This is a genomic window from candidate division WOR-3 bacterium (assembly GCA_039801245.1).
Taxonomy (GTDB): Bacteria; Hydrothermota; Tepidihabitantia; order Tepidihabitantales; family Tepidihabitantaceae; genus JAOABP01.
This window is the reverse complement of the sequence record JBDRUF010000036.1, coordinates 1-19,018: the sequence shown is the minus strand read 5'-3', so window position 1 is coordinate 19,018 and position 19,018 is coordinate 1. Positions and strand designations below refer to the sequence as shown.

At 50.4% G+C, this 19,018-nt stretch carries 18 protein-coding genes and 3 tRNA genes; 16 read left to right on the top strand and 5 right to left on the bottom strand.

The genetic code is table 11. The features are described from left to right. Nucleotides 1-888, top strand: an 888-nt coding sequence (locus ABIK47_05980; GenBank protein ID MEO0020168.1) for an efflux RND transporter permease subunit, incomplete at its 5' end; no start/stop codon positions are given. A gap of 33 nt (nt 889-921) precedes the next feature. Here the strand turns inward: ABIK47_05980 and ABIK47_05975 are convergent. From ABIK47_05975 to ABIK47_05960, 4 genes are all read right to left on the bottom strand, one after another. Next, nucleotides 922-2,628, bottom strand: a complete 1,707-nt coding sequence (locus ABIK47_05975) for a glutamine--tRNA ligase/YqeY domain fusion protein (protein MEO0020167.1) — start codon at nt 2,626-2,628, stop codon at nt 922-924. 33 nt (nt 2,629-2,661) lie between these two features. Beyond that, a complete protein-coding gene (gltX, locus tag ABIK47_05970; protein MEO0020166.1) occupies nt 2,662-4,242 on the bottom strand; it encodes a glutamate--tRNA ligase in 1,581 nt (526 codons plus the stop codon). A 13-nt stretch (nt 4,243-4,255) separates the two neighbouring features. Then, a tRNA-Ser gene (locus tag ABIK47_05965) sits at nt 4,256-4,344 on the bottom strand. A gap of 79 nt (nt 4,345-4,423) precedes the next feature. Further along, nucleotides 4,424-4,510 (bottom strand) — tRNA-Ser (locus ABIK47_05960). Nucleotides 4,511-4,959: 449 nt separating this feature from the next. Here ABIK47_05960 and ABIK47_05955 point away from each other — a divergent pair. From ABIK47_05955 to ABIK47_05945, 3 genes are all read left to right on the top strand, one after another. Beyond that, nucleotides 4,960-6,435 (top strand): TldD/PmbA family protein, encoded by a 1,476-nt coding sequence (locus tag ABIK47_05955; GenBank protein MEO0020165.1) that lies wholly within the window; start codon nt 4,960-4,962, stop codon nt 6,433-6,435. 2 nt (nt 6,436-6,437) lie between these two features. Further along, complete coding sequence (locus ABIK47_05950; protein ID MEO0020164.1) at nt 6,438-7,817, top strand: metallopeptidase TldD-related protein; 1,380 nt, start codon at nt 6,438-6,440, stop codon at nt 7,815-7,817. A 63-nt stretch (nt 7,818-7,880) separates the two neighbouring features. Next, nucleotides 7,881-7,962: transfer RNA gene (locus ABIK47_05945), tRNA-Leu, on the top strand. On the opposite strand, the gene ABIK47_05940 is transcribed toward ABIK47_05945, so the two are convergent. Beyond that, the gene (locus ABIK47_05940; protein MEO0020163.1) at nt 7,963-8,679 is read right to left on the bottom strand and encodes a polyprenol monophosphomannose synthase; all 717 of its coding nucleotides are present in this window, start codon (nt 8,677-8,679) and stop codon (nt 7,963-7,965) included. Nucleotides 8,680-8,814: 135 nt separating this feature from the next. Here ABIK47_05940 and ABIK47_05935 point away from each other — a divergent pair, with 135 nt between their 5' ends. The 12 genes from ABIK47_05935 to ABIK47_05880 all read left to right on the top strand — a co-directional run. After that, entirely contained in the window at nt 8,815-9,390 is a 576-nt protein-coding gene (locus tag ABIK47_05935; protein MEO0020162.1) for a DJ-1/PfpI family protein, read from the top strand. Continuing rightward, nucleotides 9,390-9,827, top strand: a complete 438-nt coding sequence (gene dtd / locus ABIK47_05930; GenBank protein MEO0020161.1) for a D-aminoacyl-tRNA deacylase — start codon at nt 9,390-9,392, stop codon at nt 9,825-9,827. The genes ABIK47_05935 and dtd overlap by 1 nt, the downstream gene beginning before the upstream one ends. After that, the gene (locus ABIK47_05925; protein MEO0020160.1) at nt 9,827-10,702 is read left to right on the top strand and encodes a YicC/YloC family endoribonuclease; all 876 of its coding nucleotides are present in this window, start codon (nt 9,827-9,829) and stop codon (nt 10,700-10,702) included. Before dtd ends, ABIK47_05925 begins: the two co-directional genes overlap by 1 nt. Further along, on the top strand, nt 10,692-11,297 hold the full coding sequence (gmk, locus tag ABIK47_05920; GenBank protein ID MEO0020159.1) for a guanylate kinase: 606 nt from the start codon (nt 10,692-10,694) through the stop codon (nt 11,295-11,297). The genes ABIK47_05925 and gmk overlap by 11 nt, the downstream gene beginning before the upstream one ends. A 1-nt stretch (nt 11,298) precedes the next feature. Then, nucleotides 11,299-11,556, top strand: a complete 258-nt coding sequence (locus ABIK47_05915; protein ID MEO0020158.1) for a hypothetical protein — start codon at nt 11,299-11,301, stop codon at nt 11,554-11,556. Nucleotides 11,557-11,593: 37 nt separating this feature from the next. After that, nucleotides 11,594-12,793, top strand: a complete 1,200-nt coding sequence (gene coaBC / locus ABIK47_05910; GenBank protein MEO0020157.1) for a bifunctional phosphopantothenoylcysteine decarboxylase/phosphopantothenate--cysteine ligase CoaBC — start codon at nt 11,594-11,596, stop codon at nt 12,791-12,793. Then, nucleotides 12,793-14,223: a replicative DNA helicase gene (gene dnaB / locus ABIK47_05905; protein ID MEO0020156.1), complete on the top strand. Its 1,431-nt coding sequence runs from the start codon at nt 12,793-12,795 to the stop codon at nt 14,221-14,223. Before coaBC ends, dnaB begins: the two co-directional genes overlap by 1 nt. Nucleotides 14,224-14,235: 12 nt before the next feature. Then, nucleotides 14,236-15,594: a DNA repair protein RadA gene (gene radA / locus ABIK47_05900; GenBank protein MEO0020155.1), complete on the top strand. Its 1,359-nt coding sequence runs from the start codon at nt 14,236-14,238 to the stop codon at nt 15,592-15,594. 21 nt (nt 15,595-15,615) lie between these two features. Then, nucleotides 15,616-16,182, top strand: coding sequence for a TRAM domain-containing protein (locus ABIK47_05895; protein MEO0020154.1), 567 nt, complete (start codon nt 15,616-15,618; stop codon nt 16,180-16,182). 23 nt (nt 16,183-16,205) lie between these two features. Then, the gene (locus tag ABIK47_05890) at nt 16,206-17,282 is read left to right on the top strand and encodes a Xaa-Pro peptidase family protein (GenBank protein MEO0020153.1); all 1,077 of its coding nucleotides are present in this window, start codon (nt 16,206-16,208) and stop codon (nt 17,280-17,282) included. An 11-nt stretch (nt 17,283-17,293) separates the two neighbouring features. After that, nucleotides 17,294-17,851 (top strand): elongation factor P, encoded by a 558-nt coding sequence (gene efp / locus ABIK47_05885; protein MEO0020152.1) that lies wholly within the window; start codon nt 17,294-17,296, stop codon nt 17,849-17,851. A gap of 3 nt (nt 17,852-17,854) precedes the next feature. Beyond that, the coding region (locus tag ABIK47_05880; GenBank protein MEO0020151.1) for a biotin carboxylase N-terminal domain-containing protein at nt 17,855-19,018 on the top strand (1,164 nt) is incomplete at its 3' end.

The window sequence follows — 19,018 nt, the reverse complement described above, 5'->3', positions numbered from 1 at the left end:
ATTGGTTCCTATCTTTACACCCAGATTCAGGGCAGTGCCATCAGCACCTTCCGATTAACCGGCAGGGAATACGACATTCTCGTCAGGTTGCCCGAAGAGCAGCGGAACGAACTGATTGATGTGTTGGGGATGAACATCATCGGGCCGACCGGTCCGGTGCCACTGAAGAACTTAGTAGCGGTTCGCACCGGCACCGGACCTATTCAGATTGAGCGTAAGAACAACCAGCGGATTGTGAAAATTACCGCGAGGTCGGTTGGTGTCTCTTCTGGTCAACTTGCCCAGCGTATCGCCCGGGCAATTAAGTCCATTCCGGTGCCTTCAGGATTCAATATCCAGATTTCCGGCTCGTATCAGGAGATGACATCCACCTTCCGCGACTTTATCCTGATTATATTTATTGCGGTTGTGCTTGTTTTTGTGGTGATGGCATCACAGTTTGAATCACTGCGGGACCCGTTTATCATCCTGTTCACGATGCCGTTTGCGGCTATAGGGGTTATCTGGATTCTCTTTCTGACCCGAACCAGTATTTCGGTTATTTCCCTTTTAGGGCTTTTAATCCTCATCGGCATCGTGGTCAACAACGGGATTGTTTATATTGATTATACCAATCAGTTGCGGCGCAAGCACGGGCTACCACTGATTGAGGCGGTAAAGGAGGCGGGCAGGGTGAGGTTGCGCCCGATTTTGATGACCTCGTTAACAACCATTTTTGGGATGCTGCCTTTGGCTTTTCAGATTGGTGAAGGTTCAGAACTCTGGTCACCCTTGGGCAGAGCAATAGTTGGCGGTATGCTCGTTTCCACCCTCCTGCCGCTTGTTTTTATTCCAGTTCTTTACACGATAATGGAAATTAGGTCTGAGCGAAGGCGTCAACAAGGATAGAAGAGACAGAGGTAAAGGTTTAGAATCACAATCTTAGCCTGAACCCTGGTCTAACCTCTGGGCAATCTTTGCCCAGGTGTCCTTTAATGTCACGGTGCGGTTAAATACTAAATTTCCCGGCAAACAGTCCTTCAGGTCGGCACAGAAATAGCCCAACCGTTCAAACTGAAATTTATCCCCTGGTTTGACATCTTTAAGGGATGGCTCCAGTTTACAACCTCTTAATATCACCAGGGAGTTGGGGTTGATGTTTGATTTCCAATCTTGACCAGGCTCGACATCATCTGGGTCTGGTTTGGTAAAAAGCCGGTCATAGAGCCGGACCTCAGCATCAATAGCATGCTGAGCAGAAACCCAGTGAATTGTTGCCTTGACCTTTCTGCCGTCGGGGGCATCGCTCCCCAATGTTTTTGGGTCATAGGTGCAGCGTAACTCCTTTACCCTGCCGTTTTCATCCTTAATGACCCCAACGCATTTGATAAGGTAGGCGTACCGCAGCCGCACCTCCCTGCCCGGTGTTAGGCGGTAATACTTGGGTGGCGGCTCTTCACGGAAGTCATCCTCTTCAATGTAAATCTCCCTTGAAAAAGGCACCTTTCTTGTGCCGGCATTAAGGTCTTCGGGGTTGTTGATTGCCTCAAGTTCCTCAACCTTACCTGGGGGGTAGTTTTCAATGACAACCTTTAAAGGTCTTAAGACCGCCATCCGGCGTTCTGCCCGTTTGTTCAAATCCTCCCGAAGGCAATGTTCAAGAAGGTCAATGGAAATAACCGTCTCTGCCTTGGCCACACCGATTTCATCGCAGAATCTGCGGATGGATTCCGGTGTGTAACCCCGACGCCTCAATCCGGCGATTGTCGGCATCCGCGGGTCATCCCAGCCTGAGACATAACCCTCCTGAACAAGTTCTAATAACCGGCGCTTGCTCATCACCGTGTAGGTCAAGTTCAGACGGGCAAACTCAACCTGACGGGGATGGTGCACACCCAGCTGGTCAAGAAACCAGTCATATAAGGGTCGGTGGTCCTCAAACTCTAATGTGCAGATGGAATGGGTGATGCCTTCAATGGAGTCGGACTGACCATGCGCCCAGTCATAGGTTGGATAGATGCACCATTTATCACCGGTGCGATGGTGCGGGACCTTCATAATCCGGTACATCACCGGGTCGCGCATATTGAGATTTGGTGATGACATATCAATCTTGGCGCGCAGGGTCTTGGAGCCGTCAGGAAACTCCCCTTTCCTCATCCGCTCAAAAAGTTCAAGGTTTTCCTCAACTGAGCGGTTGCGATAAGGGCTCTCTTTGCCTGGCTTGGTTAAGGTGCCGCGATACTCTCGCACCTCCTCTGGTGAAAGGTCACAGACATAAGCCTTGCCCTTCTTTATCAGTTCTATTGCCCATTGATAAAGCTGCTCGTAATAGTCCGAGGCATAGTAGAGGTGCTCGCCCCAGTCAAATCCAAGCCAGCGCACATCCTCAATAATTGCACGGACATACTCCTCCTCCTCCTTTTCCGGGTTGGTGTCGTCAAAGCGCAGATGGCACCTGCCGCCATACTCCTTGGCAATGCCGAAGTTGAGGCAGATTGACTTGGCATGACCGATATGGAGATAGCCGTTGGGCTCAGGCGGAAAGCGGGTAACAATCGGATGGGAGAACCTGCCCGAAGCCAAATCCTCGTTGATAATCCTCCGGATAAAATCCGGACCCGACTTTTTTTCAGACTCTTTGTTCATAATTAGGAATAATAAAATATGAGCAGGCTGATGTCAATCTTCAGGGTGTTGTTGCGACAGCACCCGCTCAACCCTATTAATGACCCGCTCTTTGCCCATAATTGTCAAAATATCGTAGATTCCAAAGCCGTAATCCCGTCCGGTTATCGCCACCCTTAAAGCCTGGCTCAACTCCATCCCCTTGATATTCTTCTCCTTGATGTAAGCCTCAAGTTTCGCCTGCAACTGTTCCTTTTCCCAGACCGGCAGGAGTCTCAATGCCTCTTTGGCATCGGTTAAGATTTGCCGTTGATGCCTTTTCCCTAACCAGCGCCGGAGCGCCTTTTCATCATAAGTGAGTTTTTCGTCCTCAACAAAGAAATAGTCATATTCAAGGATGTCGCCGGCAAGTTTAATTCTGTCACCTGCAGCCAGAACAATCTCCTGCACCATTTTGCGCTCATTTTCACGAACCGGCAGGGAAAGGAGATTTGCCTGAAGGAGATAGGGGAGAACCAGTTCCACCCTTTTTTCAACTGGCAAACCCATCATATAATGGACCTGAAATGCCAGAAGTTTCTGCGGGTCAAAACCTGCGGGTGAGCGCACCACCCTTTCCAGGGAGAACGCCTTGATCAAATCATCTCTGGTAAAGAACTCGGTCCGGTCGTCAAATGACCAGCCCAGAAGGGCAAGATAGTTTAAAAGCGCCTCAGGCAGAAAACCGGTCTTCTGATAGAAGTCAATCACCACCGGGTTGAAGAGTTCAGGTGTTGTCTCAATATGCAGGCGCGCTCTAATCCGCTCTCCCCGCTGCATCAGTTCGGCAAACTCCGGCTTTTTCAAGTACTCCTTCAATTTCCTTTTGCTCAGCTTGTTCTTTGTTCCTGGTTCGGCAACATAGGGCAGATGGGCAAATTTCGGCAAGGGGTAACCCAAAGCCTCAAGGATAAAGACCTGCCTGGGCGTATTGGAGAGGTGTTCCTCAGCCCTGATGATGTGGCTGATTTTCATCTCCCCGTCGTCAACCGCACTGGTGAGGTGATAAAGGAAGGTTTTATCCTGGCGCTGAATGATGTGGTCCTGCTCCAGGCTCAGGTCAAACTCAACCCGCCCCCGAATCAAGTCATCAATTATCAGTTTTCCCTCGCGAGGCATCTTCAATCTGACAACCGGCTTTCTGCCCTCCCTTTCAAAACGCCGACAGTCCTCCTCGGTTTCTGCGAGCCAGCGCCGGCTGTAGCGAAAGGTTTTGCCCTCCTGTTTTGCCCTTTCCCGCTCAAGGGCTATCTCCTCGGGCGTGGCATAATCAAGATAGGCGGCACCGCAGTCAATCAGTTTTTTGACCGCCTCCTCGTAAACCGCGGACCTTTGCGACTGATAATAGGGGGCAAAGGGTCCCTCCTTTTTCGGTCCCTCATCCCAGTCAAGACCAAGCCACTCTAAACCCGAGAGAATCGGTTCAAGCATCTCCTCCTTGTTGCGCAAAACATCGGTGTCATCAATCCGCAAGATAAATGTGCCCTGATGCTGGCGGGCAAAGAGCCAGTTGTAGAGCGCGGTCCGCGCCAGACCTAAATGCATCGCACCGGTTGGCGAAGGCGCAATCCTTACCCGGACCTTTTCTGAACTCATATTATATCAAGAACGGAGAGGAAGGGATTCGAACCCTTGATACGGTTTTACCCGTATAACCGCTTAGCAAGCGGTTGCCTTCAGCCGCTCGGCCACCTCTCCCGATTTAGTTTTTAGTTCATAGTTCATGGTCTGGTTTCTAAAACCAAGAACTGACAACCAGGAACTATCAACTTTTCAACGGAGGGCGCAGGATTCGAACCCGCAAGACCTGTTGAGAGGTCGGCAGATTTCAAGTCTGCTGCCTTACCAGTTAGGCTAGCCCTCCGAAGCAAGCCTTTAACCTCCATTAATCTAAAAGGGTTTGGGCAAAAGTCAATAAATTCCCGGAATCCCCCACTTTTTTACAGGCAAAAACCGGAAAGGAGACCGAAGTTGGTCATCGGTCCTTGGTCATCGGTCTTTCCTTTCGGGAGGTGTTAACCCAAGCCCGAATTGACCCCGGGGGTCACTCCCCCGGTCGTTTCCCTTTTGGCGGGTTAATCAGGCAAGTTATTGCAAATCAGCGTGTTAATTTAAGGGAAAGGCGTTATTTCGGTCTCCTGGGGTTTGATGGTTTGTCATTTCGGACAGGGGCTATTGATGGTTCTATGGACAAGGGGTTGATTTTCAGTGAGTTTGTTTGGTGTTGAGTTCTTGCTTGCCAAGATAAATTTTTCTGTTATTATTTTTAACTATTTTTTGCAGGACATAATAAGATGAGGAGCAAGAATGGGTATGAGTAATAATTTTACCAGTGCAGTCAGGTCAGAACTGAAAAGGATGCTTGACCTTGGCTGCAGTTTTGCCGATGTCCGTTTTTATGATGAGGACTCATCAGAAAGGCTGGTCATTTATGACGGCAACCTTGAGGCAAACTACCGGCGCCGGGAAAGGGGAATCGGGGTCAGGGTTTTAAAGCAGGGTGCGGTTGGTTTTGCCGCCACTGCGGACCTTAATGCCCTCTCTGCCTGTTTTGACCGGGCGCTTGCCAATGCCGAGGCGGCCCTTTGGCTTTTGGGCTTTCCCAAGGATATGGGTAAGGCACAGCCGGTAAAAGGCAAATATCAGCCGCCGTTTGAAAAGGACCCGTTTGAACTGCCCCTGCAGGAGAAACTTGAGTTCCTGAAGATGGTGGATGAAAGGTTGAAGGACAAAACGGTTGAGCACCGGATGGTGAGCGCCCTTTTTCAGAAGCGGCGCATCCACTATTTCAATACCGAAGGGACAGAGATTGAACGCTGGGTTTTGAACACCTTTGCCGAGATGGTGGTGATGGCACGCGACAAGGAGGGCAGGACCCAGCGCCGCAGTTATGCCCTTGACTCTGACGGCACCGGCACCCGCGGTTTTGAGTGGCTTAGTGACCCCAAGGCGTTTAGTGAACATACCGAGCGCATCAAGAAGGAACTGGGCGAGATTGTGGCTGCGGAGACCCTGCCTCCGAAAAGGCGGGATGTGATTCTCCTGCCCGGTCAGGGGCATCTGCAGGTGCATGAGACGATTGGTCACCCTTTGGAACTTGACCGCATCCTCGGTTATGAACTCTCCTTTGCCGGTGGCTCCCATGTCAAGCCGGAGATGATTGGCTCTTTGCGCTATGGCAGCGAGAAGTTGAATGCCAAGGTGATGGTGGTGGAGAATTCGCCCGGCACATTCGGTTATGATGATGAGGGCACACCCCAGCACGAATACTATCTGATTAAGAACGGGATTTTGGTGAATGTTTTATGCTGCCGGCTGGATCTGGCAGAGGCGAATGCCCTGGCGGGCAAGACCGTTGTCAGGGAGTCGGGTGCGTCCGCACGTGCTGCCGGATTTTACAAGACGCCGATTGACCGGATGACCAATGTCTGTGTGGAATGGGGAGATGATGGCACCCTTGATGATATTGTGAGGGCAACCGAGGATGGGGTGATTCTGGATATGCCGGTCTCCTGGTCGATTGGCTCCAACCGGGAGCACTTCCATTTCGGCTGCGAAATCGCCTGGGAGGTCAAGGAGGGCAGGATTACCAAGGTTTATAAGAACCCGACCTATCAGGGGCACACCCTTGAGTTTTACAATTCACTTGATATGGTGGGTGATCGCTCAACCTGGCGATTGTTTCAGGTGGCAAACTGCGGCAAGGGGGAGCCCAATCAGATTATGGAGGTTGGACACGGTGTGCCGGTGATGCGGTTCAAGAATGTGATTACCGGCGAAGGGAGGTAAGGATGCTTGAGGATAGGATTCGGACAATTCTCTTGGAGGCGCGGGACTATGCCCGCAGGAGCGGACTCAACGCCGAGTTCTCGTTTCATCGGGAGCGCTCCAGTCTGATCAGGCTGGGGAATTCCGCAATCGCCCTTTCCACCTCTGAGGAGTTGACAAGGCTTGATGTCTCGGTGCAGGATGGGCGTCGGGTTGGAGATTTTACCCTGACCGCAGACATCACCTCGCTTGAGCAGTTAAAATCAGCGCTGAGACAGGCAGAGGAGAACTGCCGCAATGCCCTTCCCAAGGACTATGACCCGATATTTGGAATGGTTGAGGAGACGGTTGATGATACCCGTGGTTACGACCCAGAACTGGAAAACATTTCCCCAAACAGCAAAGCCGAGCTGTGCGCTAAGGTTATCAAAAGCCTGAAACCCAAAGGCAGGTATGACTTTTCCGGCTCCTGGTCAACAGGTTCAACCGAGATGTTCTACATCACCACCGCCAATGACAACGAGGCATACCGAAAGATGACCGATGGCAGACTGGTCTTGGTCTTGAAGGAGAGTATAAAGAAATGGGAACTTTCGGTTGAGCGGACGCAGAAAAGGGCTAACGAGTTTTCCGCTGATGATGTTGCCCAGGAGTTTGAGGCGCTCTTGCCCATTTATGAAAACAACCCCGGTTATAAAACCCCGATCGGTAATCAACGGGTCCTTTTCGGACCGCAGGCGATTGCCGAACTGGTTGCACTCTCGGTGTGGAGCGGCTTTTTCGGCAGGGCCTATGAGGAGGGAAGGGCTTTTACCGCAAAGAACAGACCCGGTGACAAAATCTTCTCAGAGATGGTCACCATCTTTGACGACCCTGATCATCCCTTGGTGTTTGGAATGCCCTTTGATTTCACTGGCAAGAGGCGCAGGCTGTTCAAACTGGTGGAGAAAGGGGTTTTTGCCGGTGTCTGCTATGACTCGCAGACCGCAGCAAAGTACAAAAAGGAAAGGACCGGTCATGACCTGATGAACTGGGATCTGGTATTTGTTGGTGGCTCAGGTCCGGCAGGGCTTAAAGAGGCGCTGGCACTTGCTGACAACGCCCTTTATATCCCCCATCTCCATTACACCCATCTTCCTGACCCGACCAAGGGTATCTTTACCGGCTCATCAAGGTTTAATGCCTTGCTTGTCAAAGACGGCAGGTTTGTTTCTCCGATTTTCTCTTCCCGCATCACCGATTCAATACCCAATGTTTTCAATAATATCGTCGCAGTTTCGGCTGCATTGGTTGCCCAGAATATTTCATCAACCTATGAGCGCCGTTCACCAGAGGCGATGGCGGTGCCCTCCTGGCTTCTCTGCGACAATGTCCGGATTAGCGATGTTGCCGACGGCTTTTAGGACATTTCTTGACCAAAAGGTATTTTCGGGATATTATAAAACACTTGGATTTTTGAGTAATTTGCCGAGGTGGCGGAAATGGCAGACGCGCTAGCCTCAGGAGTTAGTGGGGAAACCCATGGGGGTTCAAATCCCCCCCTCGGCACTAAATCCGGCCAAAGAGCCGCTGCAGGCGCAGGCGCAATACAAGGATGAATGCCTGCCAGATGATGCGCTTCGACATCTTGGAAACGCCGGTGCGGCGCTCGGTAAAGACGATGGGGATTTCCTTAATTCTGCCGCCTTTACGCCAGATTAAGAAGTCAATTTCAATCTGAAACCCGTAGCCATCTTCCTTTAGAGCATTCAGGTCCAGTTTTTTGAGCATATCACAGCGGTAAGCCTTAAAACCGGCGGTGAGGTCCCGAATCGGGCAACCGGTAACCTTGCGGGCATAAAGGCAGGCAAAGTAGGAAAGTAAGAGCCTTTTCATCGGCCAGTTGACAATGGAGATGCCGTCAGAATACCTTGAGCCGATAACGAGGTCATACTCGTTCAGCGCGGCAATCATCTCCGGAATCTTCTCGGGTGGATGCGAAAAGTCCGAGTCCATCTCAAAGCAGTAGTCGTAGCCGTTGTCCAGGGCATACCTGAAGCCCAAGACATAGGCGGTACCCAGCCCGAGTTTCCTTTCCCGGCGAATCAGTTTAACCCGGGGATTTTCCTCCACGATACGCTTAACAATATCAGCGGTGCCGTCAGGCGAATTGTCGTCAATCACCAGGATATCCAGTTCCGGTGATTGCGCCAGCACAATCGGAATGATTCGCTCAATATTGCCCGCCTCATTATAGGTGGGCATTATCACAAGTCCACGTGCCACAACCTTATAATAAAAACAACTTACGAATTGTCAATCATTGCTACCTATCGTCTAAGTCATTGTAAAATAAAAACTTGTTAAATTACACATTGCTTTTTCTTGACATAGGCATCTGTTGGGTTATTATTAATGTAGATGTGTGGTAATATATATCTATTGTTACTAATGGCTTTTCATCTTGTTGCGGCGCTACCGGTGGCGGTTTTTGTCCCCCAGCAGCTGTTTCGTGACGATGAGTTTGAAACGGTTGTGAAGGTGATTGAACGGGCAAAAATTCAGGTGGTGACGGTTGCTGTGGATACTAGTGTGGCGCAGGGGATTGATGGTCTTTTGGTAAAACCTCAGCGGAAATTGAGGGAGATGGCACCTGATGATTTTGCCGCACTGGTGCTCATTGATGGTTCTGGGGCTTCCGTTTACTGGCAAGATAGTGTCCTGCAACGCATCTGCCGTGAATTTGTCGCAGCAGGGCGGCTGGTGGCGGCGATTGAACTGGCGCCAATCACGCTTGCTTATGCAGGTGTACTTAACGGTAAATCTGCTACCGTATTTCCGGACCATTTTTCCATCAAGATACTCAAGGAAAATGGGTGCCGGCACCGGTTTGGTAGTGTGGTGAAGGATGGTGACATCATCACCGCGGCAAAGGCAGAACATGCGCTCCCGTTTGCCCGAACAGTCGTGCGAGTCCTGAAGGAGAGGGGGTGGTAATGCGCGCGTTGTTGCAGCGAGTTTCCCGCGCCCGAGTTGTTGTGGGGGGTGAGACAATCGGTGAAATTGGGAGTGGGCTTTTGATTTTTCTCGGTATCGGGAAACAGGATAGCGAGTCAACCTGCCGCCAACTGGCATCAAAGGTGTGCCGTTTGCGAATATATGATGATGAACAGGGCAAGATGAACCGTTCGCTATTGGATGTTGGGGGAGAAGCACTGGTGGTTTCCCAGTTCACCCTTTATGCTGATACTGAGCAGGGTCTGCGGCCATCTTTTTCTAATGCCTGCGAACCCGCACGCGCCGAGAGTCTTTATGAGCGGTTTATTAGTGAATTGCGGTATCTTGGCGTCCCAGTGCAGACGGGTAAGTTTGGTGCGCGTATGGACGTGGAGTTGGTTAACAGAGGTCCGGTTACGATAATGGTGGAGGTTTGATGATTAGAAGTATGACCGGTGTGGGGAGGGCAGAGGCGGTGCTGAAGCCTACCAACAACCGGCTGTCTGTGGACATCCGTTCGGTAAACCACAAATACTTTGAGCTGATACCGAAACTCCCACCCCAGCTTGCTGGTTATGAGCGGGAGATATATGAGATGGTGCGAAGAATGGTTCGGCGGGGTTATATCCAGATACAGATTACAATGGATGAGAGTGAAGCAGCGCAAATGGTGAAGATCGACCATCAGGTGGTGCGCGACTATTTACGGTTAAGCCGGGAACTGAGGAAAAGGTACCGCCTTGCCGGTGAGCTCGACATTAATACGCTCTTGACGCTGCCCGGTGTTATTACTACCCGTAAGGTTAACTCCAATCACAGCCGAATGTGGCGGGCGAGCCGCAGTGTGATTAAACAGGCGCTAAAGCAGCTGATAAAGATGAAGCAGGCAGAAGGTGTGGCACTGGTGCGGGACTTGCGGCGGCGCATCAAGAAGATTCGCCGTGCCCTGCGCCAGATTGAGCAAAGGGTGCCGAAGCGACTGGCAGAGCGCCGGGAAAGCCTCCTTGAGCAACTCGCCAGCCTCAACATTCAGGCGAATCCTAAGCGTGTCCTGGAGGAGGTTGCTTTTATCAGCGAGCGGGTGGATATCCACGAGGAGTGCGTGCGCCTCCGGAGCCATTGCAGTATGTTTCTCCGGGCACTTCGCAGTTCAACCACCTCGGGCAAAAAACTGGACTTCATCGCCCAGGAGATGTTGCGGGAGACCGATACCCTTGCTGCCAAGGCAAGGGATGTGGTAATATCACGGCGGGCAATAGAAATTAAAGGTGAGATTGAGAAACTGAAGGAGCAGGTGCGGAATGTTGAGTAAAAGGCATCAACCGTTTCTTGTGGTGCTTTCATCCCCATCGGGTGCCGGCAAGACCACTATTTGTCGCGGAGTCGTCCAGCGGGACGGTAGGATATTTTATTCAATTTCTGCCACGACAAGACAGCCAAGGCCGGGAGAGCGCAATGGGAAAAGTTACCATTTTGTTTCTGAAGAGGGGTTTTTGTCGTTAGTAAGAAGAGGTCAATTACTCGAATATGCAAAGGTTTATGGTAGTTATTACGGCACCCCTAAGGCCCCGGTATTTAAGGCGTTCCGTCAAGGAAAGGATGTTATTGCCGACCTTGATATTCAGGGAATGCGCTCTTGTAAAAAGGCATTGCCGGGAACTGTCAGTATTTTCATTATGCCACCTAGTATAAAGGAGCTTACGCGCCGGCTCCAACGCCGCGGAACCGAGGATGAGGAAAATCTGAGGTGTCGTCGGGATGCTCTTGAAGAGGAACTGGCGGGCATCCCCGAGTTTGACTATCTCGTAATTAATGATAAAATTAACCGGGCGGTCCAGGATGTGTTAACGATTATCCGTGCTGAACGACTCCGGACCAGCCGTCGGATTAATTCAAAGGAGGATTAAAATGAAGAGTGTGTCCATTGAAGATTTATGGCGGGCGTTTCCGAATAAATACTTGGCTTTGAATATCGCTGCGCTTGAGGTGCGTCGAATTATTGACGCCCTCAGCCGGGATGAGGTTCAAATCCCTACCAACCCCTATACTTTTGCTTTGCACCGCTTGCTGCGGGGAGAATTGAAGTACACACCTCTGACCGAGCAGGAGATACAGGCATTAAGTCAAAAGGGGATGGAGGGTTTGACTCCGAGCCGTCGCTCCTAACCTTACGTTTTCTGCCAAAACGGTCTTGGGGTAGAAAATGGAAAAGGTGGAGGTTTTGCTGGGGGTGACAGGCAGTATTGCTGCCTATAAGGCGCTCGACCTGTTGCGTCTTTTTAAGAAAACCGGCTGGAATGTAACGGTAGTGATGACTCGCTCAGCCACTCAGCTGGTGACCCCTGAGTCATTTCGGGCGTTGAGCGGTAGAGCTGTGGCATTTGAACTGTTTCCTAAAGAACGGGTTAGTTCTGCCGGGGTGGAGCACATTGAACTTGCTACTCAACCGGACCTGATTGTGGTGGCACCAGCAACCGCCAATATCATCGGCAAGCTCGCCGCTGGTATTGCGGATGATTTGCTATCGACCCTCCTTCTTGCTGTCCCTCAGAAAAAGGTAACTGCTGGGAGGGTTGTGTTGGCACCGGCAATGAACAGTAATATGTGGTGCAATCCGATTGTGCAAGCTAATATCAGCCGTCTTACTGAGTTGGGTTACCGTTTTATTCAGCCCGAGACAGGTGCGCTGGCTTGTGGGGAAACGGGTGTCGGCAGAATGGCTCCACCAGAGACAATTCTTTATTTCTGTCGAGCCGTGCTTGGCAAGCTACCGGACTTGAGAGGTATCCCCGTACTGATCACTACGGGTAGGACTGAGGAATCAATCGATCCGGTGCGGGTGGTTACCAATCGTTCAAGTGGGCTTATGGGGGTTGAGGTTGCCCGCGCTTTTGCTGCTGCTGGTGCGGAGACTACTGTTGTTGCCGGTGCAGTGTCTGTAACCCTGCCCGAAAATGTAATCCGGGTTCGAACAACCGCAGAGATGGCAGAGGTAGTTTTGAAGTTACTCCCTAAAGTGAAAATCTTGGTGATGTGTGCGGCGGTGGCTGACTATCAACCCAGTTCGGTGGGAAAAGCAAAATACCATCAAGAAGAAGTCACTTTGACATTAAAACGTACTCCCGACATCCTTACAGAAGTAGCGAAAGTGCCTCACCGTCCTATTCTCATTGGTTTTTCTCAAGATGATTCACTCGCGCACGCACGGATGAAACTACGGGCTAAATCCCTTGACCTTATAATTGCCAATCCTTTTGCCACCGCGGGGTCTGAGCAAATTAAACCAACGCTAATATACCGTTCAGGCAAAACCAAGCACCTTCCCCAAATGCCCAAAACCGATTTCGCTTTTGAACTTGTAAGAATTGTTGCGGGAATCTTAAGAAAAAAGGGTGAAAAGTGATGGGGGAAGAAAATTCAAGGACAATAGAACGCAAACCTCCCCAGGTACCTGAAGCAGAGGCTGCGGTCTTAGGGGCGATTCTTTTGGACCCTGAAGCCCTGCCTCGGGTTATGCCCTTGCTTAAGCCTGAACATTTCTATATCCCTGCGCACCGGCGCATCTATGAGGCGATGCTTTCACTGTTTGACAAAAAGATGCCCTACGACATTATCACTGTTACGGCGGAATTACGCCGAATGAAGGAGCTAGAAGCGATTGGGGGGCAGCCATTTTTGTCCAGTCTTCAAGATACCGTGCTAACTTCGGCAAATTGTGAAGAACACGCCCGTCTGGTTCTGGAGAAGGCGATTCAGCGCCAGTTGATCCAGACTGCCACCGAGATAGTCCAAGCGGCTTATGATGAGGGTGTCTCGCCAGGAGAGTTGTTGGAGCGGGCAGAGAGTAGGATTTTTCAGTTGCGCCAGGTCGGGGAGACAAAGGGATTTACGCTAGTGCGTGACCGACTTCTTGAAGAGATGGACCGGGTTGAACAAGCACGAAGTGAAAAGCGGTTTATTACCGGTGTGGAGACAGGATTTCGTGACCTTGATGAACTTACCTCTGGGTTTCAACCCGGCGATTTCATCATCATAGCGGGTAGACCGGGTATGGGCAAAACCGCATTGGCCCTGAATATCGCGGTGAATGCCTCTGCGAGAGTGAGCAAGCCGGTCGCGGTTGCTATTTTCAGTTTAGAGATGGCAACCGAGAGTCTAATTCAGCGCCTCATTTGTGCAGAGGCGCGGGTGCCGCTACCGAAATTACGCCGGGGTATGTTGAACAATCAGGAGTATACCCGGATAGTTACGGCGGTGGGAAGATTGTCTGAGGCGAAGATTTATATCGATGACTCGGCAGGTTTGAACGCTCTTGAGGTGCGTGCACGGGCGCGTCGGCTAAAGGCCGAGCATAGCGACCTCGGCATGGTTATTATTGATTACCTGCAATTAATGGAACCTCACTCTGACCGGCGGCGGGAGCGTAATCGGCAGCAAGAGATTGCCGAAATCTCCAGAGCTCTGAAAGCGATGGCAAAGGAGCTGAATGTTCCAGTCGTGGCAATATCGCAGTTGTCCCGTGCACCAGATCACCGCGAGGATAAAAGACCCCAACTCGCTGACCTGCGTGAATCCGGGGCGTTAGAGCAGGATGCGGATGTTGTTCTTTTTCTTTTCCGCGAAGCTGCATATCGGACAAAGGAATGGGCAAACTTGGATGAGAACAAAAAAAGAGCCGCGGAACTGAATGTCGCCAAGCAGAGGAATGGGCCGACTGATACCATTTCCTTAGTTTTCCTTTATGAGTGTATGCGCTTCGAAAACTCAGCGGAAGCCCGGAATATCCCCGAGCCACAACCGTCACCAGAAACCAGTGATGATTTTGAAGTTTAAGGAATAATAAAAATGAGAAAGACCCATTTCGTTTGCCAAAACTGCGGTTATGAAAATCCTCGTTGGCTCGGAAGATGTCCTAATTGTGGAGAATGGAACACCTTGATTGAAGAACAAATATCCGTTCAAGAAAAAAGCCACCGCATACGCAGCGATTCAGTTCGAGTAAGCCCCCGGCGTCTTTCTGAGCTCTCGCCCGAGAATTTCTCAAGGGAATCAACCGGCATCGGAGAACTTGATAGAGTACTTGGCGGTGGTATTGTGCCGGGATCGCTTTTGCTTTTGGGTGGGGAACCAGGCATAGGTAAATCTACCTTACTCTTGCAGGTTTGTAATCATTTGGTCCAAAAGGGCCGGAGGGTTCTCTACGTCAGCGGCGAGGAATCAGCCGAGCAAGTTCGCCTGCGGGCGGAAAGGCTTGGGTCGATAACTTCGGAACTCTTTGTCCTTTGTACGGTTGAGCTTGGGGATGTCATTGGGGCGATAGATCAGATAAAGCCCGGGTTTTTGGTGGTTGATTCTATCCAGACATTAGTCAACTCTCTTTTGAGCAGTGCGCCAGGAAGTGTGGCTCAGGTAAGGGAATGCACCTCCGAACTGCTCTGGCTCGCAAAAAATAATCGCTTGACTATTTTCATTATCGGTCATGTGACAAAGTTCGGTGCCATTGCCGGTCCAAAAACACTCGAGCATATGGTTGATGCGGTACTTTACTTTGAAGGTGAGCCAGCGCTGAATTACCGAATAGTTCGGACGGTTAAGAACCGCTATGGGCCAACGAACGAAATCGGGGTTTTTGAGATGACCGAAACCGGATTGGTTGAAGTACCCAACCCTTCCGAGTTTTTTCTTTCTGGACGCCGGCCTGATGTTTCCGGTTCAGCAGTAGTCGTTACTCTTGAAGGTTCAAGGCCGATGCTGGTTGAGATTCAAGCGCTTGCCGCCCCCACACCGTTTCCCTTGCCTCAAAGGATAGCAACTGGATTTGATTTGAGGCGTTTGGCGCTGCTTTTAGGTGTTCTTGAGCGACGGGCTAATATTAGTGCTGGGAAAAAGGATATATTTTTAAACATCGCCGGAGGATTAAAACTGAGTGAACCAGCGGTTGACCTTGGTGTCATAGTCGCATTGGCTTCGGCAATCCGCAATGTACATCTGCCTCCGGATACTGTGATGATCGGTGAGGTGGGGCTGGCAGGCGAGGTTCGTTCAATAACCAGAACCGAAACACGACTCAAAGAGGCAGCTCGTCTCGGTTTCAAAAGGGCGCTTGTTCCGTTAGAAAGCCCCAAGATGAATAAAAGCAAACTTAAGGTTGTATCAGTAGATACTGTTGGTGCAGCTTTGAAAGTTTTGGGACTGAAAAAATGAAAAAGAATATCGGAGGATTTTATGCTTTTTCCCCGTCAGAAAACATTTATTCTCGATATAGACACCCTTGCAGACCCGAGGGTAGTGCAGTTTCTTTCACTCGGTCTTGTCAATGGAAGGTTAATTTTACCCCAGCCAACACACGCGGAATTGGACTATGTTGTCCAGCGGGCAAAAGAGAATCTCATTCGGGTTAAACAGATCCCGGGTCTGAAGGTTAAGCTTTGTCCGGAGATCAAGACCGTCGAAGACATGTTACGGCTTGCAAAAAAATACCGAGCCACTATCATCACCATCCGACCAGAAGTTAAAGCAGCTGCGGATGGTTTACCAGTTATAACCACCCGGGAGATATGTGAGCTCTTTCGACCGAGCTATCTTCCGGGAACGGTCATTAGGGTAAAGGTGAGTAAACGGGGCAAGGAGAGGAATGAAGGTATCGGTTATCTCGAAGGAGGTATCAAGGTAGTGGTGGAAAATGGTGGTAATGCGGTTGGCCAGGAGGTAGAGGTGGTAATTCAGGGTGGAATTGATACCGAGGTTGGACAAGTTCTGTTTGCTAAGCTAAGGTTTGAGGAGGTGCACTAATTCCATCTTAGCGGGGAGATAGTATGCCTACGAGAATAGGTCGCTTGCAAAAAATGCTTGCAAATGAGTGTTTAGACGGGTTAATTGTGACTAGTCTCACGAATATGCGCTACCTCTGCGGTTATACCGGTTCTAACGGTATGATGTGTATCACGAGGTCAAACGCCACATTTTATACTGATTTCCGGTATCAGGAGCAGATAAAAGATGAGGTGCGCGGTTGTCGTAAACGGATTCTGGAGAGGGATCTGTATGCATCATTTCCAATTGATGACCTTTTGAAATCTTTTCTCGGTAGGAAGACACCCAGGATTGGGGTTGAGGAAAGTCATCTGACTGTGGGTCGGTTTCGGGTTTTGCGGACGCGGTTGTCGAATGTAAAACTGGTGCCGGTCCGCGATTTGGTTTTGGAACTGCGGCGAAGAAAGACGCCGCGAGAAATTGCGTTGATGGGAAGGGCGCAGGCGCTTACTGAAAAGGTGTTTAGTAAAATTTTGAAAATGGTCAAGCCCGGGGTGAGCGAAAGGGATTTGGCTTTAGAGATTGAGTATTGGTTGCGCCGATATGGTGAGAGTGCATTTCCTCCGATTGTTGCTTCAGGAGAAAATGGTGCTAAACCCCATGGTCGTGCTTCCGAGCGGCGCATTCGGTTAGGCGATAGTATTACATTTGATATGGGGTGTCGTTATCAGGGGTATTGCTCGGATATGACCAGGACGGTTTTTCTTGGTAAAGTTGACAAAGAGATGAGACGGGTTTACGAGGCAGTGCTTACCGCTCAGAATGAGGCGTTGGTACTGATAAAACCAGGGGTACCATGTAAATTGGTTGACCTTGCTGCCCGAGACTATTTGAATCGCTGCGGTCTGGGGCGGTATTTCGGGCATAGCCTTGGTCATGGCGTCGGGCTGGATGTGCATGAACAGCCTTCTTTGGCACGCACAAGTATGCAAATTTTGGAAGAAGGTGATGTGGTAACCGTAGAGCCTGGGGTTTATCTTCCGGGGAAGGGTGGTGTAAGGATCGAGGATATGGTTCTGGTGACCCGCTCAGGTTATCGCAATTTCACCAAGGTAAAAAAGGAATTGATGATTCTTTAAAAGGAGTAATTATGATTACCCCAAATGATTTTTACACGGGACTTTTGATTAAACACAACAACGAAATCTACGAGGTGATGTCCTATTCCCGGACGCGTACCGCGCAGCGCCGGGCGCGTGTTTTGGCTCGGATTCGCAACATTCGCACCGGTGCAATAATTGAAGAGTCTTTTGAGTCAGAAATCAAGTTGCCAACAGTGGAGATGGAAAGGCGTAAGGGGCAGTTCCTTTATGCTGATGATATAGGTTACCATTTTATGGACTTGGAATCGTATGACCAGTTTACGATTAAAAAGGAAGTCTTAGGAGAGAAAGTGTTCTATCTTACCGAAGGGCTGGAGGTTGAGGTGGGTTATATCGATGGTGTACCAATGGTTATTGAGCCTCCGATATTTGTTACTCTTGAAGTTGTTGAGACCGAGCCCAATTATCGTGGTGATACGGCGACTGGTGGTGGTAAGCCTGCTCGACTTTCAACCGGTCTGGTAGTAGATGTTCCGTTTTTTATCAAGACCGGTGACCGGGTGCGGATTGATACACGCACCAACACCTATGTTGAACGGGTGTAGCCCGTGTTCAAAAAGGTTCTAATAGCCACCCGAGGAGTTCCGGCACTCCGGATTATTCGCTCCTGCCGGGAATTAGGTGTAAAAACAGTTGTTCCCTATTCAGAAGAAGACCGTGATTCGCTACCGGCTATGCTTGCTGATGAGGCAATCTGCATCGGACCTGCGCCTCCTCCTGACAGTTATGCCAATCTCTCTCGGCTGCTCTCGGCTGCTGAGGTCACTCGCTGCGACTCTCTTCATCCTGGCTGGGGTTTTCTTGCCTCGGAACCGGAGTTTGCTGATGCCACAATTGCCTCCGGCATTAACTTTATCGGTCCCTCACCTGATTGTCTGCGAATGTTTGCGGATCGACTCGAGGTGCGTGCCACTATAAAAGGTGCGGAAATCCCGGTTATCCCAGGTGCGGATTATCCTATCGTTAACCCAGCATCAGCGGCAAAGGTTTGTGATGAACTGGGGCTTCCCTGTGTCGTCAAGCCTGTAGCAACCCGGCTGCCTTGTACGCGTATCATCCGCAAGGAAAAGGATATTGAATATCAGGTGAGGATGTGCCAGGCAGAAACGCGGGTGCGCACCGGTTCTGAGCAGGTCGTTATCGAGAAGTTTTTGAGTCCAGTTCGTCCGATTGAGATTCAGATTGTTGCCGATACCCAAGGGAATATCAGAGTTATTAATGACTGGGAAATTCTTTTGTATTTCCGGGGCAAAAATTTTCTTGCGGTCTCACCCGCCCTCAATATTGACAAAAAAGAGCGTGAGCAACTTTTCTCTTGGGCAAAGGAGGCAGGGAAGGCGACAAAAATTACAGGTTGCGTTACGGTGGAGTTTCTCATTGACCAGGAGGCACGAGCCTATTTTTCCCGGTTTAATCCGGAGCTCTCCGTTTTCCATCCCCTTACCGAGGTGCGCACCGGTATTGATGTTATTGAAGAGCAGATGAAAGTTGCCAGTGGGGAAAGGGTTGTATCATTCGAGCGGGATGTGACTCTCCACCCCATTGCCTTAGCGACTCAAATCTTTGCTGAAGACCCTGATGCCGATTTTGAGCCCTCGCCTGGTTTAGTGAATGACCTCTGGCTTCCAAGCGGGCCGGGGGTTCGGGTCGATTCACACCTTTTTCCTGGTTACACCATCCCACCTGATTACGACCTGCACATCGCGACCGTC